General features: G+C 68.6%; 21 protein-coding genes. 7 read left to right on the top strand and 14 right to left on the bottom strand.

Going from position 1 to position 22,200, the window contains the following annotated elements:
* Positions 1 to 688 precede the first annotated feature (688 nt).
* The 5 genes from AC3FOF_RS27775 to AC3FOF_RS27795 all read right to left on the bottom strand — a co-directional run bounded on the left by AC3FOF_RS27775 (position 689) and on the right by AC3FOF_RS27795 (position 7,748).
* On the bottom strand, positions 689 to 2,128 hold the full coding sequence (locus tag AC3FOF_RS27775) for an efflux transporter outer membrane subunit (protein ID WP_488728431.1): 1,440 nt from the start codon (positions 2,126 to 2,128) through the stop codon (positions 689 to 691).
* Between the two features lie 69 nt (positions 2,129 to 2,197).
* A complete protein-coding gene (locus AC3FOF_RS27780) occupies positions 2,198 to 3,325 on the bottom strand; it encodes an ABC transporter permease (protein WP_488728432.1) in 1,128 nt (375 codons plus the stop codon).
* Between the two features lie 15 nt (positions 3,326 to 3,340).
* Positions 3,341 to 6,151 (bottom strand): ribosome-associated ATPase/putative transporter RbbA, encoded by a 2,811-nt coding sequence (gene rbbA / locus AC3FOF_RS27785; protein ID WP_488728433.1) that lies wholly within the window; start codon positions 6,149 to 6,151, stop codon positions 3,341 to 3,343.
* A gap of 4 nt (positions 6,152 to 6,155) precedes the next feature.
* Positions 6,156 to 7,142: an HlyD family secretion protein gene (locus tag AC3FOF_RS27790; RefSeq protein ID WP_488728434.1), complete on the bottom strand. Its 987-nt coding sequence runs from the start codon at positions 7,140 to 7,142 to the stop codon at positions 6,156 to 6,158.
* A gap of 375 nt (positions 7,143 to 7,517) precedes the next feature.
* On the bottom strand, positions 7,518 to 7,748 hold the full coding sequence (locus AC3FOF_RS27795; RefSeq protein WP_488728435.1) for a hypothetical protein: 231 nt from the start codon (positions 7,746 to 7,748) through the stop codon (positions 7,518 to 7,520).
* 413 nt (positions 7,749 to 8,161) lie between these two features.
* Here AC3FOF_RS27795 and AC3FOF_RS27800 point away from each other — a divergent pair, with 413 nt between their 5' ends.
* Positions 8,162 to 8,476, top strand: a complete 315-nt coding sequence (locus tag AC3FOF_RS27800; protein ID WP_276268196.1) for a hypothetical protein — start codon at positions 8,162 to 8,164, stop codon at positions 8,474 to 8,476.
* A 6-nt stretch (positions 8,477 to 8,482) separates the two neighbouring features.
* Here the strand turns inward: AC3FOF_RS27800 and AC3FOF_RS27805 are convergent, their stop codons facing one another.
* From AC3FOF_RS27805 to AC3FOF_RS27825, 5 genes are all read right to left on the bottom strand, one after another.
* On the bottom strand, positions 8,483 to 8,896 hold the full coding sequence (locus tag AC3FOF_RS27805; protein WP_488728436.1) for a hypothetical protein: 414 nt from the start codon (positions 8,894 to 8,896) through the stop codon (positions 8,483 to 8,485).
* A gap of 45 nt (positions 8,897 to 8,941) precedes the next feature.
* A complete protein-coding gene (gene mepK / locus AC3FOF_RS27810) occupies positions 8,942 to 9,502 on the bottom strand; it encodes a peptidoglycan L,D-endopeptidase MepK (RefSeq protein ID WP_017228598.1) in 561 nt (186 codons plus the stop codon).
* 38 nt (positions 9,503 to 9,540) lie between these two features.
* Entirely contained in the window at positions 9,541 to 11,100 is a 1,560-nt protein-coding gene (locus AC3FOF_RS27815) for a L,D-transpeptidase family protein (RefSeq protein ID WP_488728488.1), read from the bottom strand.
* 83 nt (positions 11,101 to 11,183) lie between these two features.
* Positions 11,184 to 11,639, bottom strand: a complete 456-nt coding sequence (locus AC3FOF_RS27820; protein WP_017224840.1) for a universal stress protein — start codon at positions 11,637 to 11,639, stop codon at positions 11,184 to 11,186.
* Positions 11,640 to 11,747: 108 nt separating this feature from the next.
* Entirely contained in the window at positions 11,748 to 12,755 is a 1,008-nt protein-coding gene (locus AC3FOF_RS27825) for a zinc-dependent alcohol dehydrogenase family protein (protein WP_488728489.1), read from the bottom strand.
* Between the two features lie 302 nt (positions 12,756 to 13,057).
* Between AC3FOF_RS27825 and AC3FOF_RS27830 the strand changes: the two genes are divergently transcribed.
* Positions 13,058 to 13,540: a universal stress protein gene (locus AC3FOF_RS27830; protein WP_488728437.1), complete on the top strand. Its 483-nt coding sequence runs from the start codon at positions 13,058 to 13,060 to the stop codon at positions 13,538 to 13,540.
* Between the two features lie 88 nt (positions 13,541 to 13,628).
* Positions 13,629 to 14,459 carry a universal stress protein gene (locus AC3FOF_RS27835; protein WP_276268193.1) on the top strand — a complete coding sequence of 277 codons (831 nt, stop codon included), beginning with the start codon at positions 13,629 to 13,631 and terminating at the stop codon, positions 14,457 to 14,459.
* A 71-nt stretch (positions 14,460 to 14,530) separates the two neighbouring features.
* Here AC3FOF_RS27835 and AC3FOF_RS27840 read toward each other — a convergent pair whose 3' ends face one another.
* The 4 genes from AC3FOF_RS27840 to AC3FOF_RS27855 all read right to left on the bottom strand — a co-directional run bounded on the left by AC3FOF_RS27840 (position 14,531) and on the right by AC3FOF_RS27855 (position 18,552).
* Entirely contained in the window at positions 14,531 to 15,190 is a 660-nt protein-coding gene (locus AC3FOF_RS27840) for a SagB/ThcOx family dehydrogenase (protein ID WP_488728438.1), read from the bottom strand.
* 102 nt (positions 15,191 to 15,292) lie between these two features.
* Positions 15,293 to 16,795, bottom strand: coding sequence for a bifunctional aminoglycoside phosphotransferase/ATP-binding protein (locus AC3FOF_RS27845; protein WP_488728439.1), 1,503 nt, complete (start codon positions 16,793 to 16,795; stop codon positions 15,293 to 15,295).
* A gap of 300 nt (positions 16,796 to 17,095) precedes the next feature.
* Positions 17,096 to 17,890: a fumarate/nitrate reduction transcriptional regulator Fnr gene (gene fnr / locus AC3FOF_RS27850; RefSeq protein WP_017229029.1), complete on the bottom strand. Its 795-nt coding sequence runs from the start codon at positions 17,888 to 17,890 to the stop codon at positions 17,096 to 17,098.
* A 116-nt stretch (positions 17,891 to 18,006) separates the two neighbouring features.
* Complete coding sequence (locus AC3FOF_RS27855; RefSeq protein WP_488728440.1) at positions 18,007 to 18,552, bottom strand: response regulator; 546 nt, start codon at positions 18,550 to 18,552, stop codon at positions 18,007 to 18,009.
* 284 nt (positions 18,553 to 18,836) lie between these two features.
* Between AC3FOF_RS27855 and AC3FOF_RS27860 the strand changes: the two genes are divergently transcribed.
* From AC3FOF_RS27860 to AC3FOF_RS27875, 4 genes are all read left to right on the top strand, one after another.
* Entirely contained in the window at positions 18,837 to 20,090 is a 1,254-nt protein-coding gene (locus AC3FOF_RS27860; RefSeq protein ID WP_430869524.1) for a PAS domain-containing sensor histidine kinase, read from the top strand.
* The gene (locus AC3FOF_RS27865) at positions 20,087 to 20,731 is read left to right on the top strand and encodes a response regulator (protein WP_017229032.1); all 645 of its coding nucleotides are present in this window, start codon (positions 20,087 to 20,089) and stop codon (positions 20,729 to 20,731) included. Before AC3FOF_RS27860 ends, AC3FOF_RS27865 begins: the two co-directional genes overlap by 4 nt.
* A gap of 132 nt (positions 20,732 to 20,863) precedes the next feature.
* Positions 20,864 to 21,286: an Hsp20/alpha crystallin family protein gene (locus AC3FOF_RS27870; RefSeq protein WP_017229033.1), complete on the top strand. Its 423-nt coding sequence runs from the start codon at positions 20,864 to 20,866 to the stop codon at positions 21,284 to 21,286.
* Positions 21,287 to 21,361: 75 nt separating this feature from the next.
* Positions 21,362 to 22,198, top strand: a complete 837-nt coding sequence (locus tag AC3FOF_RS27875) for a universal stress protein (RefSeq protein WP_276264766.1) — start codon at positions 21,362 to 21,364, stop codon at positions 22,196 to 22,198.
* Positions 22,199 to 22,200: the final 2 nt, after the last annotated feature.

A 22,200-nucleotide genomic window follows, 5' to 3' on the forward strand; every position in this document is an offset into this window, starting at 1 on the left:
GCGGTGGCTCCAGATTGGGGGCTCGCCTCAAGCCGGGGCCACCGCGCCCACGACGAAACCGGCAAGGATCGGGAGACAGTGGCCATCCGTGCCGGTAACGGCAGATGCGTGAACTACCACGGACCATTGCTATCAGGGGCGCTACAATAAAACCAATGCCATCCGCATCGGCAATGCCGTTCGCGCCGGTAGCGCCAGCAGTCAGGCAGGACTGACGCGCCCACCACGAATCCGCAAAGCTCCTTAGCCCGACAAGCCAGCCCCCCTGCAAGGGGTCGCTTTCTTTTGGTTACTTTTCTTTACGAGTAAAGAAAAGTGACACCTCCATGTGCCCAAGAGCCCGACGCCACTTCGCCTTTAGGCCCTGCAGACCTGCCCCCCCAAGCCAAATAGCCCGACACCACACCGCCTTTAGGCCCTGCAACCCTAAATCATTTCACTAAAAAATCCAGAAACAGCAACGCCAACCACATCGTTCAATTCTGAAAAGGCCATTAAATCAGAACGATTGGATAGCAGTAAGCCGAATGGAAAAAAGGATGAGATAAACCGAACGGATACCAAGGTCGTAGGAATCATTGCGGTCCAAGCGCTGGAAACGGCGGCGATACCCTACAGGCGCGTGTATTCCAGTCCAGACACGACGGGCACCCTAACCTGCACGGGGCCGGGACGGGGCCGGCCTGCGTCAACGCCGCGCTGACCCGGGATCGCCCGGCCATTCCCCACCCAGCGCCCGATACAACTGCACCGCCGCCAGCGCCTGCGCCGTTTGCGTCTGGATCAGTTCGTCCTCGCGCTGCAGCGCGCCGACGCGCGCGTCCAGCACGTCCTGCAGCGTGCGGCGGCCGCCTTCGTAGAGGCGCGTGGCGTTCTGGCTGTTGCGCTGCGCGGTGGCGGCCACGTCGGCCAGCCGCGCGCCGCGCTGGTCCAGGCCGTGGCGCTGGCTGTAGGCATTGTCCACTTCCTCCAGCGTGCGCAGCACCGCCTGGTTGTAATCCGCCTGGGCGGCTTGCAGGCGGGCATCGCCGGCGTCGATATTGGCCTGGATGCGGCCCGCGGTGAAGATCGGCAACTGCACACCGACGCCCACCAGCCCGCCGGTGCCGCTCAGCGCCGGCAGCCCGTCCACGTGCAGGCGCCCGTCCCGGCCCAGGAACGTCAGGTAGAAGCGGGGAAACCGGTCCGCCTTGGCGCTGCCGAGCCTGGCGGCCTGCGCGCGTACCAGCGCGGCCATGGCGCGCACATCCGGGCGCCGCTCGATCACGTCCGACGGCAGCTGCCCGGCCGGCGCCGCCGGCACGAAGAACGCGGGCGGCGGCGACAGCGCCGCCGTGGCTTGCGGCACCTGGCCGGCGAGCACCGCCAGGCGGCGTTCGCGGATCGAGATCTGGCTCGTCAGCAGCGGCCGCTGCGCCTGCAGAGCGCCAAGCTGCTCGCTCACGCGGTCGACGTCATAAGACAGCGCCTGTCCGGCCGCATAGCGCGCGCGGGTATAGCCCAGCAACTGGCCGAGGGTTTCCGTGCTCCGGTCAAGCTGCTGCAGGCGGCGCTGCAGGCCGCGCGCCGCCAGGTAGTTCTCGGCCACGTCGGCGGCGATCACCAGGCGCGTGCCGCGCAGGCGCTCCTCGGCGCTCAGCGCCACGGCCGCGGCGGCCTGCGCGTCGCTGCGGCGGCCCCCGAACACGTCCACCTCCCAGGCAACCGTCAGTCCGGCAAGATGGCCGTCCAGGCCGGGCGAGGTATCCGGCAGGCCAGCGGGGCTGCGCAGGTCGGCCACGCCGCGCGCCGCCCGCGCTTGTGCCGATAGCGTCGGATAGAGCGCCGAATCCGCAACCCGCCCGATCGCGCGCGCTTCCGCCACGCGCGCCTGCGCCACGCGCAGATCGAGATTGGCCGCCAGCGCCTCGGCCACGCGCTGCGTCAGTTCCGGATCGTTCCAGTTCCGCCACCACTGCGCCAGGTCCTGCGTGGCCGCCGGCGTGTCCGCTCCGGGGGCTTCCTTGAACGCGGCTGGCGCCGCGATACCGTCGGGCACGGCGACGTCGACCGTGGCGCAGCCGGCCAGGCCGGCGGCGATGCATGCAATAAGGCCGGCGAGGAGGCCGCGTCGTGGATAAGTACTCAAGGCGGTAATCCGTTTGGTGAGCGGGCGGAAGGAACGATGGGAGCGGTGAGCATGGCCAGGCATGGTGGTCTACCCCTGCTGCGCCAGCATGGAGCGGAAGCGCGTGAGCGCCAGGGCCAGGAAGATCCCGCCCGCAGCCGTCACGCCGAGCAACTGCGGCCACACCACGTCCACGCCCGCGCCGCGGAACAGGATGGCCTGCGTCAGCGTGACGAACTGGGTCGTCGGCAGGAACTGCACCGCGTGCTGCATGGCCTGCGGCATGCTCTGCACCGGCGTGGCGGCGCCGGACAGCAGGTAGGCGACGGCATAGGTCGGCACCGCCAGCAGGCCGAACTGCGGCATCGCCGGCGCAATGGTCGCCAGCCACATGCCGAGCGCGGTCACGGAGAACAGATAGAGCGCGGCGCTCAGCGCGAACAGCCCCATCGAACCGGTGAGCGGCACGTCCAGCCACAGATGCACCACCAGCCACAGCGACAGCAGGGACGCCAGGAAAATCACCGCGCCATTGGCCAGGATCTTCGCCACCGCGATCTCGCTGGCGCGTACCGGCATCACCAGCAGATGCTCGATGGTGCCGTGCTCGCGCTCGCGGATCACCGCCGCACCCACCAGGATGATGGCCAGCACGGTGATGTTGACCACGATCTGCATGGTCGAGGTGAACCAGTGCGACTCCGTATTGGGATTGAACATCACCGTGCTCTCCGCGCGCACGGGGAGTTGCGCCTCGAGGCCCCGCGCATGCAGGAACTCAAGCGCCTCGCGCGTGAAAATCTGCTGCAGGTAGCTGGCCCCGAGGCCCGCCTGCGTCATCGCGGTGGCGTCCACCAGCACCTGCACCGCCGGCGTCCTGCCCGCCAGCACGTCGGCTTCGAAGCGCGGCGGGATCTCGACGGCGAAGATATAACGCCCCCGGTCCATTTCCGCGTCCACGGCGTGCCGGTCCACATCCACCGGCGTCTTGAAGTACGGCGGCCGGATCGCATCGCGCAGGCGGCGCGAGAGTTCGGAGTGGTCGGCATCGACGATGGCCACCGATGCGTTCGACACCTCGGCCTTGATGCCCTTGGCGACCGAATGCACGGCCAGCGTAAAGGCAAAGACGATCAGCGCCATCAGCGTCACATCGCTGAACAGGCTGCGCAGCTCCTTGCCGCACAGCCGGGCCACGTTCTTGCACCATTGATTCATCGCGGCATCTCCCGGCTACGCCTCCTGCTTGCGCAGCAGCAAACGCGCGCCCGCCAGGTACAGCAGCGCGAAACCCAGCAAGGCCAGGTACATGGTGCCGAAGCTGCCGGTCCCCAGGCCCTTGGTGAAGCTGCCAAGGCTGACCAGCTGGAACCACGACGACGGAAAGCCCAGCCCGATCCAGTAGCTGCTGCCGGTCAGCGTGGACACCGGATAGAGCAGGCCGGAGAAGTTGACGGATGGAATCAGGCACAGGATCGCGGTGCCAAAGATGGCCGCCACCTGCGAACGCACGAAGGTCGACATCAGCAGCCCCAGCGCGGTGGCCGCCAGCACGAACAGCGCCGCGCCGATCGACAGGGCGAGGAAGGAGCCCTTGAGCGGCACCTGCAGCAGCACGATGGCCAGCGCCACCAGCGTCAGGTAGCTGATCATCGCCAGTCCCACATAGGGCAGCTGCTTGCCGATCAGGTACTCGCCCACGCTCGCGGGGGAGGCATAGAGGTTGGTGATCGAGCCCATCTCCTTCTCCCGCACCACGCCGAGCGCGGTCAGCATGGTCGGGATCAGGATCAGCGCCAGCATGATGATGCCCGGCGTGATCGCGTAGATGCTGCGGAACTCCTGGTTGTAGATAAAGCGTGTTTCGATCGAGAGCGGCAGCGCGGCCGGGCGGGCCGGCAGCGCGCGCATCTGCGCGCTGGCGTAGGCCAGCAGCACGCCGCTCACATAGGCGCGCGTGGTGGCGCCCGGGAACGGGCTGGACCCGTCCACGCGGAAAGCCAGCTGCGGCTGGCGCCCGGCCAGCAGGTCGCGCTCGAAGCCGGGCGGCAGCTCGACGATCAGCATGTCGGACGCGGCGCGCAGGCGCCGGTCCGCCTCCGCCTCGCTGCGCACGCCGTCGGTCCGCACGAAATAGCGCGAGCCGGAGAACTGCTCCACCAGTTCGCGGCTGGCGCGGCTCTGGTCGCGGTCCAGCACGGCAAAGCGCACGTTCTCCACGTCGAAGGACACGCTCCACGCCGCGGCGCACAGCAACACGATGGGACCGAGGATGGCGAACGCCAGCCGCAGCTTGTCGCGCGCCAGTTCCATGGCCTCGCGCCGGGCAAACGCCCAGGTCCGCGCCAGGGGCGAGCCGCCGGGGTGGGCTGCCGGCCCGGCCTCCGCTGCCGCTGCCGCTGCCGGTGCCGGTGCCGGTGCCGGTGCCGGGGCCGGGGCGGGTTGCGCGGGCGCTGCCTTCGCTGCGGCCGCCGCTGCGGCTACGGCGCCGTTCTCCGGATTCTCCGCCTGCTCCAGGTAGCTGACGAAGGCATCCTCCAGCGTTTCCGCATGGCAGCTTTCCCGCAGCGCCTCAGGGCTGCCCACCGCCAGCACGCGGCCACGGTGCATGAAGGAGATGCGGTCGCAGCGCGCCGCCTCGTTCATGAAGTGCGTGGAGACGAAGATCGTCACGCGCTGCTGGCGCGAGAGCTGGACCAGGTGGCGCCAGAACATGTCGCGCGCGCCGGGATCCACGCCGGAGGTGGGCTCGTCGAGGATCAGCACTTCGGGATGGTGCAGGCAGGCGGCAGCCAGCTGCAGGCGCTGGCGGATGCCGAGCGACAGCGAAGCGGGGCGCGCATCGGCGTGCTGGTCCAGTTCGAAATCGAGCAGGGCCCGCCCGACCGCCTGCTGCGCGGCTTCGCCCTCCATGCGGTAGAGCCTGGCATGCAGGTCCAGGTTCTGCCGTACCGTCAGTTCCTCGTAGAGCGAGAACGCCTGCGACATATAGCCCACCCGCATGCGGGTGCGCATATCGCCGGCGTCGATGGTCTGGCCGAGCAGGCGCGCGGTGCCGCTGGTGGCATCGAGCAGCCCGGTCAGCATCTTCATGGTGGTGGTCTTGCCGCAGCCATTGGAGCCGAGAAAGCCGAAGATCTCGCTGCGCTCGATGCGAAAGCTCACATTGTCCACGGCGGTAAAGGCACCAAAGCGCCGCGTCAGCCCCTCGGCCTCGATGGCCGGCTCGTCGCCGTCGGGCGGGCGGGGCGGTATCACCAGCCCCGTGGCATCGCCGCGCCGGGCTGCCGGCAGCAGCGAGATATAGGCCTGCTCCAGGTCGCTGGTGCCCGCGCGCGCCAGCACATCGGCGGTGCGGTCGCACACCAGCACCTTGCCCGCATCCATGGCCACCAGGTGCTCGAAGCGCTGCGCCTCCTCGATATACGCGGTGGCGACGATCACCGTCATATTGCGATGCTCGGCGCGCAGGTCCTCCACCAGGCTCCAGAACTGGCGCCGCGACAGCGGATCCACGCCTGTGGTGGGCTCGTCGAGAATCAGCAGGTCCGGGTTGTGGACCAGCGCGCAGCACAGGCCGAGCTTCTGCTTCATGCCGCCGGAGAGCTTGCCCGCCGGACGGTCCGGGAAAGGCGCCAGGCCGGTGGCGGCCAGCAGGCGCTCGATGCGCCGGCGCCGCTCGGCGCCGCCCAGGCCGAACAGCCGGGCAAAGAAATCCACGTTCTCGTAGACCGACAGCGTCGGATACAGATTGCGCCCCAGCCCCTGCGGCATGAACGCCACGCGCGGCAACAGCGCCTCGCGGGCCTGCCGGTCGCGCAAGTCGGCGCCCAGCACCGAGGCATTGCCCTGCTGGATGCGCTTGACGCCGGCAAGCACGCCGAGCAGCGTCGATTTACCGACGCCATCGGGGCCGATCAGGCCGATGGTGGCATTGCCGGGCAGCGTGAGCGACACACTGTCCAGCGCCACGCTGGCGCCGTAGCGGTGCGACAAGCCATCGATGCGGATGGCCGCGGCACCGTCGGGGTGCGGGCTTGGCATGGCGTCAGGCCGGCTGCTGGCGCAGCGTCAGCGCGGCGGGCCAGGGCTGGGTCGCATCCAGGCGCACGAAGCCATCGCCCGTCATGCCGGCTTTCAGCCTGGCCGCATAACGCCGGGCGACCTCGGGCGTCAGCTGCAGCTTGACGCGATACATCAGCTTGGCCCGCTCGGCATCGGTCTCGACATACTTGGGGGTGAACTGCGCCTCGCTGGCCACAAAGCTGATGCGCGCCGGAATCGGCTCGTCCCGCATCGCATCCAGCACGATGCGCGCCTCGTCGCCGATGGCCAGCCTGCCGGCCGCGCCGGCGGGCAGGAACACCGTGAAATACATATCGGCCAGGTTCAGCAGCGACACCACGCGGCCGCCCGCCGGCAGCACGGTACCGACCTCGACCACGCGATACTCCACGCGGCCGGCCACCGGCGCATGGATGGTGGCCTCGTCCAGCAGGACCTTCAGGCGGGCGATCTGGGCATCGGCCTCCGCGATCGCCGCGTTAGCCTCGCCAAGCGCCGCGCGCGCGCCGCTCACGCCCGCGCTCTCGCCATCCAGGCCAAGCTGCCGGCGATCGCGCTCCACGGAAGAAATCTGGCGGTCCTGGTAAAGCTTGACCGCCTCGGTCAGCTCCAGCCGCGCCAGGCGCTGACGGCTGGCACGCCCTTCGATCTCCGCCTGCGCGCGCGACGCAGCCTGCACGGCGCGCTCCCGGGCGGCGGTGGCAAGGCTGAGCTGAGCCAGCAGCTCGGCGTCATCCTGTCGGGCCACCACGGCGCCAGCGGCCAGGGCATCGCCCTCGCGAACCGGCAGATCGACGACGCGGCCCGGATACTTCACCGCCACGTCGAGCCGGCCGATCTCCATGCGCCCGTTGCTGTGGACCACATAAGCCGGCCACGGATCGCGCTGGCTGCCAAGCCACCACATGGCGGTTCCAATGGCGGCGGCAACGAACAATACCGCTATACCCCAGCCTGTTTTGAGTTTCATCGGCTACCTGTGCACCTGTGCGCTGAATGATGGAATGCCGCCGGAGGGCTCCAGGGTTTCAGGGTGTCGGGCGAAGGGGAGGGGAGACGACAAAGACAGACCTTGATCCGTGGGGCGGCGGCGTAGGTTTCAATGCTATCGGGCGGGGTGGGGCGCGGACTTGATCTAGCGCAAGTCGGTGCCGGTGGCGGCACTTTTTTGAAGGAGGGTTCTAATTGGCGCGGGGTTGGATCTTATGGTGTGGGTTTGTGGCTCGCCCGGCGCCGCCGAGCCCGTAGCGCCATTTGCTGCAACGGCATCGGTGCCAGGCTGCACGATGTTCCCGCAAGCGGGCCAGGGCGGCGCAGCCCTGGCTCGTTTGCGAGTTGGCCCAGCTTACGCGGCACAGGCGAAGGAGGCGATACGCTGGTACAGCGCCCAGTTTGCCAGCACGACGCGATAAGGCGCAATGACAAGGCCCTTGCCGCCGCCGCCATCTCCAAGCGTGAGTTGAGTGTCCGCGCCACCGCCGATGTAGAGACCGATAAGGCCCACACTCGCACTCGATGGCAACTTGTGATCATGGCCTCCAGCATGCGGCATGCCAGCATCGATTCTGTTAATCAATGTGACTTTGCCGGCCCGGCCATTGCCTTCGGCGCGACCCCAACGTATCCTGTGACCGTCGCTGCAACCACAGCGACCGGGTTTGGAAGCCCGATTTGCGAAAGGCGGATAGCCGCCTAACGGCGGCATTCTTATGTCCGCCTGCCTTCGCACGCCTTCAATGGGCGGGCCTTGGCAGGGAGGGCTTCGGCCCTGCCGGGTTCTTTCGCAACCGGTCTTCCAACCTTGCCATGCGCCCGCCCCCCAAAATCGAAAGCGGGGGAGCGGATCACCGCTGTCTGTGGAGGTCCCAGCATGCTCCAGTCTCCGCCTGCCCGTACCGGGCATTCCCCAAACCTCAGAGTCCGCGCTATCGGCCGCTACGCGCCGTGCGGCGGCATTGCCGCGTCGCCGGCTGATGCGGAGGGCCGACCATGACGGCGCACGCCAGCATTGCCCATCTCCTGTCGCACCTGCATCAAGACGAGAGCAGCGCCTATCTGCGCACGGCCGACGAGCACGAAGCCGTGGCGTTGGAAGCCAACCGCGCCGTGATGCGCCTGGCCGAGGGCCTGCAAGCCGTGGGCCAGATGGCACGGATCTACACGGACGGCGGATCGCCCGACCAGAACGTGGTCGCGGCGGCGTTCGTGCTGATGGAGGAAACCGCCTCGGTGATCTCCGGCCTGGCCTGTGTGGCGGAGGGCGCGTGGGCGCGTACCGCCGGGCTGAGGGATGCGGCGCCGTGAAGCCACTCATGGCATCCCGCGCTGCCCGCTACCCCCACTACGCATGCCGCCCCACAGCCCGAGCAGGCCAACCGGCAGCAGCAGCGCCCACTGCGGAAGTTCGAGCAGGAGCCCCTCTTCCGGCCGCATCAAGGCAACAGCGATGAAAATCCCGCCAAATCCCAGCCAGAGCACCGAGAGAAAGAGGACCAGGTAGCGGGATGCGATGGCATGGCGAGGGAACGCCGCGACGAGCAGCGCAACGGATGTCAGCGCCAGCGTAGCCGAAACCAGATGCCAGACGGCGTACAGCGTCAGCTTGGGCGCCACGGGGAGCGAAGATGCCAGCAAGGGAGAGGCCACGTCCGCGCCGCCGGCGAGTATGTGGACAATGGCCGTGAAGGCTGCCAGCAGGGCGGAACAAAAGAGTGGTCTGTTCATCGTCGGGTTGCGTGTTAAGGATATCGAAGCAGCAACCCCCTAAAGCTACCAGCTCCTGACGCGCCCCGTATCCGCATGCACGAACTGCTCCTGCGCATAGAAGCCCACGCCGCCGCCGTGCAGCGACAGCGCGGCGTCGCGCAGATCGGATAGCGGCACGCCGGGCAGGCGGATATCGATGGCCTTGCCGTCCATATGCAGGCTGTGGCTGGCCACGCCGCCGCCGCGCGTCTTGCGCAGGCGGGCGTTGGTGGCCGGGCTGCGGTAGCCGGAGATGACCTGGAAGGGCGCGTCGCAGCACAGCGTTTGCTTCAGCTGGTAGAGCAGCGCGAACAATTGCGGGTCGATCGCACCGACTTCTCCGGAGTAGTGGTCGCGCAGGAAGCGGTTGAGCGCGGCCAGCGATTCGGGCACGAACTGATCGCCCACCGCGTAGACGATGGAGAGATGCTCGCCGGTGTGGGTGTGGTCGAAGGACAGGCGGCGTGCATCCGGCAAGCCCGCCAGGGCCGGGCGGGCCGACAGCGGCAGCAGCGCGCCGGCCAGGGCCAGCCGGCCGGTGTGGCGCAGGAACAGGCGGCGGGGATCGCTGGGCGGCTTGGTCATCGGAGACTCCTTTGGCGCAACGTCATGCAATGGATCCGCTATTCAACGTTCCCGATCTTGCGCGCGTTTCGGTCAGCACGGAAGCCCGCCCGGCTGGCGCCGCGTTGCCGCAAGGCGTCGTCCAGCACCTTGTCCAGGCCATAGATGTCGGAGAAGAAATAGATCCGCCCGTCGGCCCTGGCGAGCGCCGTGCCGTAGGCGAGCACCACCGGCAGCGGCTGCTGCAGCCGCAGCGTGCTGGATTGACCTTTCTCCATGGCCTCGCGGATGCGCGTGTCGGTCCAGCCGGGCGTGTCCTGCAGCACGAAGCTGGCCAGCGCCACCGGCGCCTCCACGCGGATGCAGCCATGGCTCAGGTCGCGGCGCTCGCGCGTGAAGAGTTGCGGCGCGGGCGTGTGGTGCAGGTAGATGTTGTCGTTGTTGGGAAAGATGAACTTGATGTCGCCCAGCGCGTTCTTCGGCCCCGGGCGCTGCCGTATGCGCAGTTCCCCGCGCTGTACGGCATCCAGGCTGGCCGCCGAAAGCGTGGTCACCGCCTTGCCGTCGGCGCCGACGAACTCGAAGCCTTGCCGCGCGAAGTAGCCGGGATCGCGGCGCAGCCGCGGCACGGTCTCCGCGCGCGCGATGGAGGGCGGCACGTTCCAGTACGGGCTGAACTCGATATACCGCATGTCTTCCTTGAACAGCGGCGTGCGCGTATCCAGCGCCTTGCCGACGATGACCTTCATCTCGGCCTTGACCTGCACGCTGCCGTCGCGGACTTCATAGGCGCGCAGCACGAACTCCGGCACGTTGACCACGATCATGCGCCGCCCCTCCAGCAGGGGCGTCCAGCGCAGGCGTTCCATCGTCAGTTCGATCTGGCGCACCCGGCTGGCCGGCGGCACATTCAGTTGCGCGAAGGTCCCCGCGCCGATCGTGCCGGCGGCTTCCAGGCCATGGCGGGCCTGAAACGCCTTGACGCCTTCCACCAGCGCGCCTTCATAGCGCGCGGGGACGGGCGTGCCGGCGGGGAGATCGCCCAGGGCAAGCAGGCGCTGCGTCAGTATGGGCAGGCCCGCGTAGGCCTGGCCGCGTGTCAGCGTCTTGCCGGGCAGCGGTGGCAGCGGCGCCTGCCAGGCGGGGCTGGCGGCCAGCGCGCGGTAGCGGGCAAGCGCCTGGCGCAGCGTGCCATAGAGCGGGAACGACGGCGCGGCTTCCCGCACCGCTTCGGGCAAGCGGTGCGCGGCGACGGCCGCGCGCAGGTAGCCAGGGGGATCGAAGTGCGGGTCCGGCGCCGCGGAAAAATTCTCGTGGATCCTGCGCGGGTCGACCCGGCCGCCGTGCAGGTCGGCGAGATAGCGTTGCATGGCTGCCGTCAGCGTCTCGTCGAGCAGCGTTTCGGCGTCCGGCGCCAGCGGTCCGTTCTCGGCCTGGGACAGTGCGCGGCGCAGGTCGTCGGCGTCATAGTCGCGCGGTTCCAGCCCGTCGGCGGCGGACGCGGCGAGGATGTCGACGGCCTGCCGCGCTGCGGCGGCGGGACGGCCCTGCGCAAACCAGAGCGCGGTGTCGGCGGCCAGCGCGCCGGCATGCCAGCTTGCGGCCAAGGCGGCCAGCAGGCCGGCCAGCAAGCCAGGCGCCGGGCGGAGGAAGGCGGCGCCACGCCGCAGCCGATGCGTGGCGAGTCCGGGCCGTGGTACCGTCACTCCTTGATTTCGCTGCGCACCATCAGCACCGGCTTGTTGCTCCTGTGAAGCACGCCCTCGGACACGCTGCCCATGATCAGGCGGCGGATGCCGCGGCGGCCGTGGGTGCCGAGCACGATCAGGTCGGCATCCCAGCGCTCGGCTTCCTCGACGATGGTGGAGGAGATCTGCCCGGGCGAGACGGGCTTCTCCAGGAGTTTCGTGGTATGCGGGATGCCCGCTTCCGCCAGGCGCTTGGCGGCGGCTTCCAGCGCCTCGCGTCCGGCCGCGAGGATGGCATCGGTCAGTTGGCGGGGGTCGTAGCTGCCGGCCAGGAAGAACACGTCGTTGTCGTCCGCCACGTAGAGCGCCTGCACTTCGCTGCCGGTCGCCTTGGCGACGATGATGGCCTGGCTCAAGGCAAGCTCTGCAGAGCGGCTGCCGTCCACCGCAAGCAATATCCTCTGGTACATGATGCGTCTCTCCTGGCTAAGCTGTCGCAACGTTCGCAAGGCGACCGTCGGTGACGGGCCTCCTGATCAGCAGCATAAGGGGCGGCACGGACGGCGTGTTGACGTACGTCAAGCGCCCGCTTCGACACGCAGTACCGCGGCCCCGCTCAGGCTGCCGGCGCGCAGGTCCGCAAGCGCGGCATTGGCCTGCTCCAGCGGATAGACCGTGACGCTGGTGCGCAGCGGGGTGGCGTCGGCGAAGCGCATCAGCGCCACGCCGTCGGCGCGCGTGAGGTTGGCGACCGAGACCAGGGCGCGTTCTTCCCACAGCAGGCGATACGGAAAGCTCGGGATGTCGCTCATGTGGATGCCGCCGCAAACCACCGTGCCGCCCTTGGCGACGGCCTGCAGCGCCAGCGGCACCAGGGCGCCGACCGGCGCGAAGATCAGCGCGGCATCGAGCGGCTGCGGCGCCGGCTGGTCGCTGGGGCCGGCCCAGCATGCGCCGGTATCGAGGGCGAAGCGGCAGGCGGCGGTGTCGCCGGGACGCGTGAAGGCAAAGACCTCGCGTTGCTGCGCCACGGCGATCTGGGTCACCAGGTGCGCCGCCGCGCCGAAACCGTAGATGCCGATGCGCCGCGCGCCACCCGCCATGCGCAGCGTGCGATAGCCGATCAGGCCGGCGCACAGCAGGGGCGCGGCGTGTACGTCGTCGTAGTGGTCCGGGATGTGAAAGCAGTAGCGGCTGTCGGCCACCACGTACTCGGCATAGCCGCCGTCGCGCGTATAGCCGGTGAACTGCGGCGCGTCGCACAGGTTCTCGCGATGCGTGGTGCAGAACCCGCAGTGTGCGCAGGTCTGCCCGAGCCAGGGCACGCCGACCCGGTCGCCCGCGGCGAAGCCGGTCACGCCGGCGCCGCACGACTCCACCTTGCCGACAATCTCGTGGCCGGGAACGAGCGCCGGCTTCGGGTGCGCGAGCTCGCCGTCGAGGATGTGCAGGTCGGTGCGGCAGACGCCGCAGGCGCTCACCGCGATCCGCACCTCGCCCGGGCCGGGCACCGGCACCGGCACGCGGGCCAGGCGCAGCACCGGGCCGGTGCCGTCGAAGACCATGGCGCGCATCGATTCCTGCATGGCGTTCTCCTCTCCGGCCAGGGGCACGGGGGTTTGCTCCTTCATGCTAGGCCACGCGCCGCGGCGCCGCTTGACCCGCATCAAGGCCACCGCGAGGCCGTGTGCGACGCGGCGCACCCGGAAAGCTGCGAAAGGCATGATCCACATCAATATGCGGGCGGCCGGCGCGCACAAACTGGAGGCATCGGGACCGGGCCCGCCAGGGTGGCGGCGCCATGCCCTTGTCCATGACCTGTGACCGCGCATCGGCAGTGACCTGGCAGCGGCCGGGTGCCGACCGGTATTCCGGAGGGAGAAACAAGATGTACAGCAAGATCCTGGTTGCCGTGGACGGCAGCGAATCGGCCGCGCAGGCGTTGACGGAAGCCCTGCGCCTGTGCGCGGCGCTGGGCGCCGGGCTGACGGTGGTGCATGTGATCGATAACAGCTATCTGCGGTACGAAGTGGGATATGTCGACCTGACCGACTTGCGCACCAGCCTGATCGAAGCCGGGCAGATGCTGCTCGACGAGGCCAAGGCCAAGGCGGCGGCCAGCCAGGTGAAATGCACGACCCTGATGATCGACGAGGTGCTGGCGCTCGGCGACGTTGCCACGGCGATCGAGCAGGCCGCCAGGCAGGCGGGCGCCGAACTGCTGGTGGTAGGCACGCATGGCCGCCGTGGCGTGCGCCGCCTGCTGATGGGCAGCGTGGCGGAGGGCCTGGTGCGGCAGTGCCGCCTGCCGGTGCTGCTGGTGCATGCGCCGGTGCCGAAGGTCAAGGCGGACGCCGAGCCCGCGCAGTAGGGGCGGCACTGAATTGACCTGAATCAAGGGCCACCCCTTCACGCTCCCTAGACTGGAAGCGGGCTCTCTCGAACACGGCGGGAACATCATGGAATACGCCAGCATCATGGTCCATCTGGACACCAGCCCGCGCGCGCTGGACCGGCTTGGCATCGCCGCGCGCCTTGCCGCGGCGCGGAATGCCAGGCTGATCGGGCTGTATGCCGGCTTTGCGCCGGATGCCGCCTGGTTCTACCTGATGGAGGGCGCCGCGACCTACGTCGAGGAAGACCACCAGCGGCGCGACGACGCCCGCGAGGCTGTGCGGCAGCGTTTCCTCGAAACAACCAGGGACCTGGGCGTGGAGGCCGGGTGGCGCGCGGTGGAGGGCGCACCCTTGACGACGGCGCTGCGCGAGGTGCGCGAGGCCGATCTCGTCGTCGCCGGGCAATACGATCCGGCCGACCCGGACAGCTTTGTCGCGACCCGGTTCCTGGAGACCCTGGTGCTCGACAGCGGCAGGCCGGTGCTGGTCATTCCGTACGCGGGGAAGTTCGACGTGCCCGGCGCGCGCGCCATGGTGGCGTGGAATGGCAGCCGCGAAGCCACGCGTGCCCTGCATGACGCCATGCCGCTGATTGCAGGGGGCGCGGCCAGGGTGCTGTGCGCGCAGGGCGCCGGCCCGCGGCCGGATGCAAGCCTGCCTGGCCACGCCGTGGCGGCGCTGGCGAGCCACGGTGTGCAGGCCGATGTCGAGCACTGCCAGGAAGGCTCCGACCTTGCCATCGGGGAAATGCTGCTGTCGCGCGCGGCGGACTTCGGCGCCGACCTGGTGGTGATGGGCGCGTACGGCCGCGGCCGCCTGCGCGAACTGGTATTGGGCGGCGTCACACGGACCATGCTGGACAGCATGACGTTGCCGGTTCTGATGTCGCATTAGGTGCGCATCAGGGGCGCATCAGGGGCGCAGCGCGCGGGCGCTGCGGCTATGACCGCCTCTGTGACCGCCGGTTATTGCGTCACGGTGCCCACGGCAAAGCCCACGGTCTGCGCGAGCAACGGGACCTCGTCCTCGTTGAGCGACATCGCTTCGGCAAGCCGTCTGTGGTTCAGCCATCCGCGTACCACCGCGCCCAGCCCCGCGGACGCGCAATAGAGGTAGACGTTCTGCGCGATCGCGCCTGCGGTGACAGCGGAGAACATCTCGCGCTGGCTGGGGGCCAGCGCGGTCATGCGGCTGAAGTTCGCGACATAGATCAGGTCCAGCGGCGCTTCGCCGACGAAATCCTGGTATCCGGTCAGGTTGCGCGCGTCGACCGCGCGCTTCAGGTCCAGGCGGTGGTGGGCCGTGTCGTAGCGATAGAGACCCTGCGGCAGCGCCACGTAGATATCGATTTCGTTCAGGCCGTGCGGCGAGGGCGCGGTGCGTCCGCCGCCGGCGCTGCGGTTGACGCCATCGGCCGCCCACAGCAGGTCGCCGAGCAGCCGGGTGCTCAGCGCTTCGTTGCCGAACGCGCGGCTGCTCTTGCGTTGCCAGAGGGCGCCCATGAGCGGCAGGCCGCCGCTCATGTCCGGCGCCGGCAGGGCGATGCGTTCGCCGCCTTCGCCGCTTGCCGGCCGCGGCTGCAATCCGGGCCGGGCTTCGAATGAAAGGGGCTCGACTTCGCTCATGTGTCACCTCGTCGTGGCAGATGGAAGTTGCGGGCCGGCTGGCTGGCGCGGGCCGGGGCGTTTCCAGCTTAGGCGCGCGGCAGGCCGGCGCATTGATCTGCATCAGCCGGCCGACACCGGGTCGCCGACCCGCACCACATGGCACCACTCGTCGCTGTCCAGCGGCTCCTGCACGCGCCGCTGCCGCTCCAGCACTTGAAGGGTGGCGTCGGACGGATCGCCCCCCTGCCAGGCGCGCGCGGCGATGCGTTCGCGTAGCGTGGCCAGGTCCGCATCGCAGTCCACGATGGAAAAAGCCACGCCGCGCCGCGCCGCCAGCGCCGCAAACTGCTGGCGCTGGCGGCGCGCGAGGAAGGTCGCATCGGCAATCATCGGGAATCCGGCCGCGCTGCCCAGGCGGCAGATGGCCAGCAATCGCCGGTACACCCGTGCGGTCTGCCTGCCGGTATAGAGATCGCTGCCGGCCGGCGCCCGCTTGCGTTCCGCGTCGGAGCGCACGCGCACCATCGCGCCGGCGAGCGCCAGCCGCTGGGCAACCGTGCTCTTGCCGCTGCCGGAGAGCCCGTGCATGATGGTGATCGCGCCCGGGCGCCGTGTCAGGGCTGAGCACGCCAGCTCCAGCAAGTCCGTGCAGCGCATCCTTGCCGTCGCCATTTCCGCGGCGGTGATGGTGCCGGCCACCTCGCGCTGGTGCGCGCGCTCGAGCAGCACGCGCACACGCACCACGGCGCGCATGGCGGTGTAGTAGGGCAGCAGGGCCAGGCCGGCGTAATCGCCGCTGTGCTCCAGGTACGCATTGAGCAGGCGATAGGCGAGATCCTGCCTGCCGCGATGCAGCAGGTCCATGAAGGGGAAGGCGGTGTCGCTGATGGTGTCGATCCAGCGCAGCCCGGCATCGAACTCCAGGCAGTCGAAGGGCGTTGGCTCGCCGTCGATCAGGGCCACATTGCCCAGGTGCAGGTCGCCATGGCATTCGCGCACATGGCCGCTTGCCCGCCGTTTGCCAAAGGCGGCATGCAGCGACGCGGCACGGGTGCGCAGCAGCGCGGCCACGCGCGCGGTCATGCCTTGGCCCGGGTCGAGCGCGGCGATGCCGCCCAGCGCCAGCGCCATCACCGCGCCGATCCGCGCCGGCGTGCCGTGGTCCGTATCGCCACGGGCGGCCGGTGCGGCCTGGTGGAACGCCGCCAGCGTGCGGCCCAGCGCTTCCACATGGGCGCCGCTCAGCTGATCCCGCTCGGCCATGGTGGAGAACAGGTCGCGCTGGCGGAAGCGGCGCATCTTCACCGCATATTCCAGCGGCGCGCCGTCGCCGCCGATCCTGGCATCGAGCGGTCCGGGACCGGCGGTGACCGGCACCACATCCAGGTAGAGCGATGGCGCCAGCCTGCGGTTCAGTCTCAGTTCGGTCTCGCAATCGGCTTTGCGCGCGGCCAGCGATGAAAAATCGACGAAGTCGAAACGCACGGGCTTGCGCGTCTTGTAGGCGAAGGCACCGGCAAGGAACACCTGCGAGATATGCGTCTCGATGAGACTGACCTGGCTCACCGGGTGAGGGTAAGCCTCGGGACGCATCAAAGCCTGCGCGAGTACCGCCGATTCCATGCTGGGTTCTCCCGGGTGTCTGCCCGCGCTCTCGGGCAGGGCATGCTTCCATGCTATGCATGTGGCCGGGAACTGGCTTGACCGGGGTCAAGTAGAAGCGTGACCGCCGCTCCTATCGTGGAAAAGAGCGGTGCGCTCGCGCACGAAGGGGGAATGGCGTTGACCATGACAACGAGAGGGGACGGGTTCCCGAAGCGCCCGGCGCGGGTGCGCTGCCTTGCGGCTGGTCTGGCCGCCATGCTCTGCGCCGGCTGCGCGGCTTGCCGGCGCTACGGCGGGATGATGGACAGGAAGCGGACGCTAGATGCGGTCCAGCGCGTCGAGGTCCTGCAGGATCACGCGCTTGCCCTTGACGCAGATGAGCCCGTCGCGCTGGAAACGCGACAAGGTGCGGCTGACGGTTTCGAGTTTCATGCCGAGATAGCTGCCGATTTCCTCGCGGGTCATGCGCAGCGTGAGTTCGCGGTGCGAGTAGCCACGGGCCTTCTGCCGCGCGGAGATATTGAGCAGGAAAGCGGCCACGCGCTGGTCGGCGTTCAGGCTGGCCAGCAGCAGCATGACCCCGGATTCGCGCACGATCTCGCTGCTGAGCATGCGGTGCACGTGCTGCTGCAGCGAGCGCATCTCCCGGCACAGCGCTTCGAGCAGGTGGAAGGGGATGACGCATACCGCGCTGTCTTCCAGTGCGATGGCGTCGCAGGCATGCCGCTCGGTGCAGATGCCGTCGAGCCCCAGCGTCTCGCCGGTCAGGAAGAAACCGCTGACCTGCTCGCAACCGTTCTGGTGCGCCACCACCGTCTTGAACGATCCGGAGCGCAGCGCGTAGATGCTCTGGAATGCATCGCCCGCGCGGTAGAGCGCTTCGCCGCGGCGGATCATGCGCCAGTTATGGATGACGGTATCCAGCCTGTTGCGTTCCGCGTCGTTGAGGTTGCCACCCATGCAGATGGCCCGCATCGCGCAATTCGAGCAACTCGCCTTGCGGGCGGTGCTGGCGCGCGGCACGGTGTCCACTTGCAGGAACTGCAGGACTTGCTCGCCGTGAAGAGCGGTCGACGTTGCCGGCGGGGCTTCCTGATGCAGGTAGTCTGACATGGTGGATTCCTTTATCCCCTGGGCATGCCGGTGCGGCCTGCCGCTGTTCGGACGCACCCGCGCAGCCGGCCCATGACCGGCTGCGCGGGTGGCGCGTGTCTCGCATGTTTCGCCGTCTACGCCACGGCATTCTCCAGTCCCGTTTGCTGCAAAGCCTTTTTCTCCGCGGCAAGGCGCAGCAGTGTGGCCCGCAACGCGTCGAACTCCATGGTCTTGTCGAAAAAGTATGTCGCGCCGGCCTGCATATAGGCCTCGCGCATCGGCGGCACCGCGCAGTTGCTCAGCACCACCACGACGGCGCGGCGGCGCATCCGCGCCAGCTCCCGCAAGGTGCTTGGTCCGGATTCGCCGTGCGCATGGAGCCCCAGGATGACGACGTCGGGCAGCAGGATCAGCGCCGCGAGCAGCGCCGCACGCGGCTCCCGCGCCGAGGCAAGCAGTTCCACTTCTTTCATCGGACGCAGCATCCTGGCCAGCCGCGAGCCGATCAGCGGAGAATCCTCGAGCACCAGGATCGTTAACGGTTCGGAATGGGGCGGCGGGTTCATGCGATTGAGTATGCGAGACGGCGCGGCGGCCCGAAAGCAGCGCTGGCTGAGAGTGCCGTCGGAAAAGGGAAGGTCTTTGTCAGGGAATCCTGACAACGGGCTATCGAAACGCAACCCGCCTTCCGATGGATGGCGGCAGCCTGCCCGCGTGCGGAAAAATTACGCGCGCATCACAATGAGGCGTGTGCATTCCGTGCAAATCGGCTACCTTTGTAGCAAGAGCCCTCGGCAATCACCGTGTGGCTCGCTGTTGATCCGGGAGCACTTTCAATCCACTCATGGCCGCCAACCAGCCACCGAATCCGCCCCCTCCGTCTTCGCCGCCCCCGCCGCCCAAAGCGTCGCTGCACGCCACGCTGGGGGAGTTGGCTGCCGGCGGCGCCGTGCTGTTGCTGCTCATGCTGCTGGCGCTCTGGTTTGTCACTGCGCTCGCGCCGCGGCCGGGTGGCCTGGCCGCGCCGATGCTCGGCGCCTGGGGACTGGCGGTTGCCATCGTGCTGTCGCTGTTGCTGGCGCGCCTGCGGCGGCTGCGGCGGGCGGCGGAAGCGCACCTGGCGCGGACCCAGGCAAGCGAAGCCCGCCTGGCCGGGATCATCCGTTCGTCGATGGAGGCCATCATCACCGTGGACGAAGCGCAGCGCATCGTGCTGTTCAACCCCATGGCGGAACGTCTGTTCGGTTGCAGCGCCGCCGGGGCGATCGGCCGCTCCCTGGGCGACTTTATCCCGGCGCGCTTTCGCGGGGCGCATGAGGAACACGTGCGCCGCTTTGGCGTGACCGGCGTCACGGAGCGGAAGATGGGTCAGCAGCGCGTGCTGCATGCGTTGCATCAGGATGGTACCGAGTTTCCGATCGAGGCCTCCATCTCGCAGACCCAGGATGGCGGCGGCAAGCTGTTTACCGTGATCCTGCGCGATACCACGGAGCGGGTGCGGGCGGAGGCGGCCTTGCGTCACTCGCGGGAGGAGTTGCAGCAGCTATCCGATCGCGTGCAGGCCTCGCGGGAGGAGGAGCGCCGCCGCATTGCCCGCGAACTGCACGACGACCTGGGGCAGCGCCTGAGCGCACTGAAAATGGACCTGGCCATCCTGGCGAGCGACCTGAAGGATGGCGGAACGGCTCCCGCCCTGCTGGACCAGGCCGCCGCCATGCATCTGGTGATCGATGAAACCGTGGCCTCGGTGCGGCGCATCGCGGCCGACCTGCGGCCGGCGCTGCTCGACGAGCTTGGCTTGATCCCGGCGATAGACTGGCTGGCCAAGGAGTTCTCGGTGCGCTATGGCATCGTCGTCGCGACCCATGCCGCCGAGGAGGAGAACGTTGGCGAGCGCGCGGCCACCGCGGTATTCCGCATCGTGCAGGAGGCGCTCAGCAATGTCGTGCAGCACGCCGATGCCGACCGGGTCGATATCGAACTGGTCCGCTATGACGACCACTACGAGCTGACCGTGCGCGACAATGGCCGCGGCGCCGATGGCAGCCATGCCGCCGGTGGCGAGCGCGTGTCGCTGGGCCTGGTCGGCATCCGGGAGCGTGCGCGCCTGCTTGGCGGCACGGTGGCGACGACGCAGGCACCGGGCCAGGGCTTTTGCCTGACCGTGTGCTTCCCTCTCCAGCAGGACATGACGACGATCCCGGAGGCGAGTCCATGATTCCCGTGATGATTGCCGATGACCATGCCGTGGTGCGCGACGGGCTGCGCCATATCCTGGGCCGCTCCGGCGGCTTCGACGTGGTGGGGGAGGCCGTCAACGGTACCGAGGTGCTGCAGATGGCGCGCGACTGCAAGCCGCGCGTGATCCTGCTGGACCTTTCCATGCCGGGGCGCAGCGGGCTGGAGCTGATCAAGCAGTTGCGCCTGGAGCAGCCGGCGCTGCGCATCCTGGTGCTGACCATGCATGCGGAGGAGCAGTATGTGGTGCGCGCGTTCCGCGCGGGGGCGGCGGGCTACCTGACCAAGGAAAGCGCGGCCACCGAACTGGTCAGCGCCATCGGCAAGGTGGCGGCGGGCGGCACCTACGTGAGCCCGGCCATGGCCGAAGTACTGGCCAACAGCCTGCAGGACGAGCACCGGGACGAGCCGCATCTGCGCTTGTCGGACCGCGAGATGGAAGTCTACCGGCGCCTGGTGCTGGGAGAGCCGCTGACCGAGATCGCCGCCGGGCTCTGCGTCAGCGCCAAGACCGTCAGCACCTACAAGATGCGGCTGATGGACAAGCTGCAGCTGCCCAGCGAGGCGGCGCTGGTGCGGTATGCGATCCGGCATCGCCTGTTCGACGAGGGAGAGATCTAGAAGGCGCGCGGCAACGGCGGAACCCGGATCGCCTCCATTGCCCCCTCTTGATCTGGAACAAGATGCCATACACCCTCTGTGCCACCATGAAGTGGAGGCCCGGTCGCGGCCTTTCATCTCAAGGAGGCAACCATGAGCAATCTCAGGATTTACGATCCGCTATCGATCGAACCCGTTGGCGACATGTTGCAGGGGATGCTGCGGGCGTTTCGTGGCGCCAATGAAGGCGGCTTCGCTTTCAAGGTGGACGTGACGGAGTCCGACAAGGCCTACAACCTGGTCGCGGAGATCCCGGGCGCGAAGAAGGAAGACATCGAAGTCTCCGTCGATCGCGGCACGGTGATGATTTCCGCCAAGGTCGAAAAATCCTCCGAGCAGAAGGAAGGCGAACGCGTGATTCGCCGCGAGCGCTACAGCGGCTCGATGCAGCGCGTCTTTACGCTGGACAGCACCGTGGACGAGAGCAAGGTGGATGCCAGCTACGAGAACGGCGTGCTGCGCGTGGTACTGCCGAAGAAAGAAGCGTCGCCGCAGCAGCGCGTGACGATCCGCTGACAAGGGAGCGCCGGACCCGCCAGCGCCGAGGTCACGAATCGCGGGATCCGGCGAAACCGCTATACGGAGTACATCATGGATTACCGGACCGTGCTGGTCGCGCTCGGGGCGGATGCCGCCTGCGCGTCCCGCATCAGGATGGCCGCCGACCTGGCGGGCAGTTTCGGCGCGCATGTGGTCGGTGTCAGCGCCACTGGCCTGCGCCTGGACCCGATCCGGGATTTCGGCGACAACGCCGCCCGGCATCTGGATGCGTCCAGACGCAGGTTGCTGTCGCAGGCCGAGCTGCAGCGCGGGATATTGAGCGAGACCATGGGCGCGCACGCGCCGGGCGTACCGTTTTCGCACCGCGTGGTGGAGGAAGAAGCCGGCTGGGTGCTGGCGCAGGAGGCGCGGGTCGCTGACCTGGTGGTGATGGCGCGCCCGGTGGCCACGCAGGAAGTGAGCTCGCTGGCGGCCGATCCGGCCGAGTACGTGCTGCTCAATGCCGGACGTCCGGTGCTGCTGGTGCCGCCGGCGTTCCAGCCGCTGCACGGCGGGCATGCGGTGATCGCATGGGACGGCCAGCGCGAGGCGGCGCGCGCGGTGGCCGACGCCATGCCGCTGCTGTTGCGCGCCAGCCATGTCACCATCGTGGCCGTATGGGACGTGCGCGAGGAACCGCAGGCGGACACGGAGCCGGTGGCGGGCCTGCGGCAGTATCTGCAGCGCCATGGCATCGTTGCCGGGGTCCGCAATGTGCAAAAGGCGGGGCCCGTCGGCAGCAATATCCTCGAAGCGGTGAGCGCAGTGGGGGGCGACATGCTGGTGGCTGGCGGCTACGGGCACTCGCGCTTGCGGGAGCTGGTCATGGGCGGCACCACCCGCACGCTGATGCGGCATGCCGAGGTTCCGCTGCTGTTGTCCCACTGACG

The organism is Cupriavidus sp. 96C5-1, assembly GCF_057798855.1.

Bases quoted from the DNA above. Each gene is read 5' to 3' on its own strand.
- AC3FOF_RS27865 (WP_017229032.1), top strand. From the start codon at position 20,087: ATGATTCCCGTGATGATTGCCGATGACCATGCCGTGGTGCGCGACGGG.
- AC3FOF_RS27800 (WP_276268196.1), top strand. From the start codon at position 8,162: ATGACGGCGCACGCCAGCATTGCCCATCTCCTGTCGCACCTGCATCAA.
- AC3FOF_RS27845 (WP_488728439.1), bottom strand. From the start codon at position 16,795: ATGGAATCGGCGGTACTCGCGCAGGCTTTGATGCGTCCCGAGGCTTAC.
- AC3FOF_RS27830 (WP_488728437.1), top strand. From the start codon at position 13,058: ATGTACAGCAAGATCCTGGTTGCCGTGGACGGCAGCGAATCGGCCGCG.
- AC3FOF_RS27825 (WP_488728489.1), bottom strand. From the start codon at position 12,755: ATGCAGGAATCGATGCGCGCCATGGTCTTCGACGGCACCGGCCCGGTG.
- AC3FOF_RS27780 (WP_488728432.1), bottom strand. From the start codon at position 3,325: ATGAATCAATGGTGCAAGAACGTGGCCCGGCTGTGCGGCAAGGAGCTG.
- AC3FOF_RS27820 (WP_017224840.1), bottom strand. From the start codon at position 11,639: ATGTACCAGAGGATATTGCTTGCGGTGGACGGCAGCCGCTCTGCAGAG.
- AC3FOF_RS27860 (WP_430869524.1), top strand. From the start codon at position 18,837: ATGCTGCTGGCGCTCTGGTTTGTCACTGCGCTCGCGCCGCGGCCGGGT.
- AC3FOF_RS27840 (WP_488728438.1), bottom strand. From the start codon at position 15,190: ATGAGCGAAGTCGAGCCCCTTTCATTCGAAGCCCGGCCCGGATTGCAG.
- AC3FOF_RS27870 (WP_017229033.1), top strand. From the start codon at position 20,864: ATGAGCAATCTCAGGATTTACGATCCGCTATCGATCGAACCCGTTGGC.
- mepK (WP_017228598.1), bottom strand. From the start codon at position 9,502: ATGACCAAGCCGCCCAGCGATCCCCGCCGCCTGTTCCTGCGCCACACC.
- AC3FOF_RS27835 (WP_276268193.1), top strand. From the start codon at position 13,629: ATGGAATACGCCAGCATCATGGTCCATCTGGACACCAGCCCGCGCGCG.
- fnr (WP_017229029.1), bottom strand. From the start codon at position 17,890: ATGTCAGACTACCTGCATCAGGAAGCCCCGCCGGCAACGTCGACCGCT.
- AC3FOF_RS27805 (WP_488728436.1), bottom strand. From the start codon at position 8,896: ATGAACAGACCACTCTTTTGTTCCGCCCTGCTGGCAGCCTTCACGGCC.
- rbbA (WP_488728433.1), bottom strand. From the start codon at position 6,151: ATGCCAAGCCCGCACCCCGACGGTGCCGCGGCCATCCGCATCGATGGC.
- AC3FOF_RS27875 (WP_276264766.1), top strand. From the start codon at position 21,362: ATGGATTACCGGACCGTGCTGGTCGCGCTCGGGGCGGATGCCGCCTGC.
- AC3FOF_RS27790 (WP_488728434.1), bottom strand. From the start codon at position 7,142: ATGAAACTCAAAACAGGCTGGGGTATAGCGGTATTGTTCGTTGCCGCC.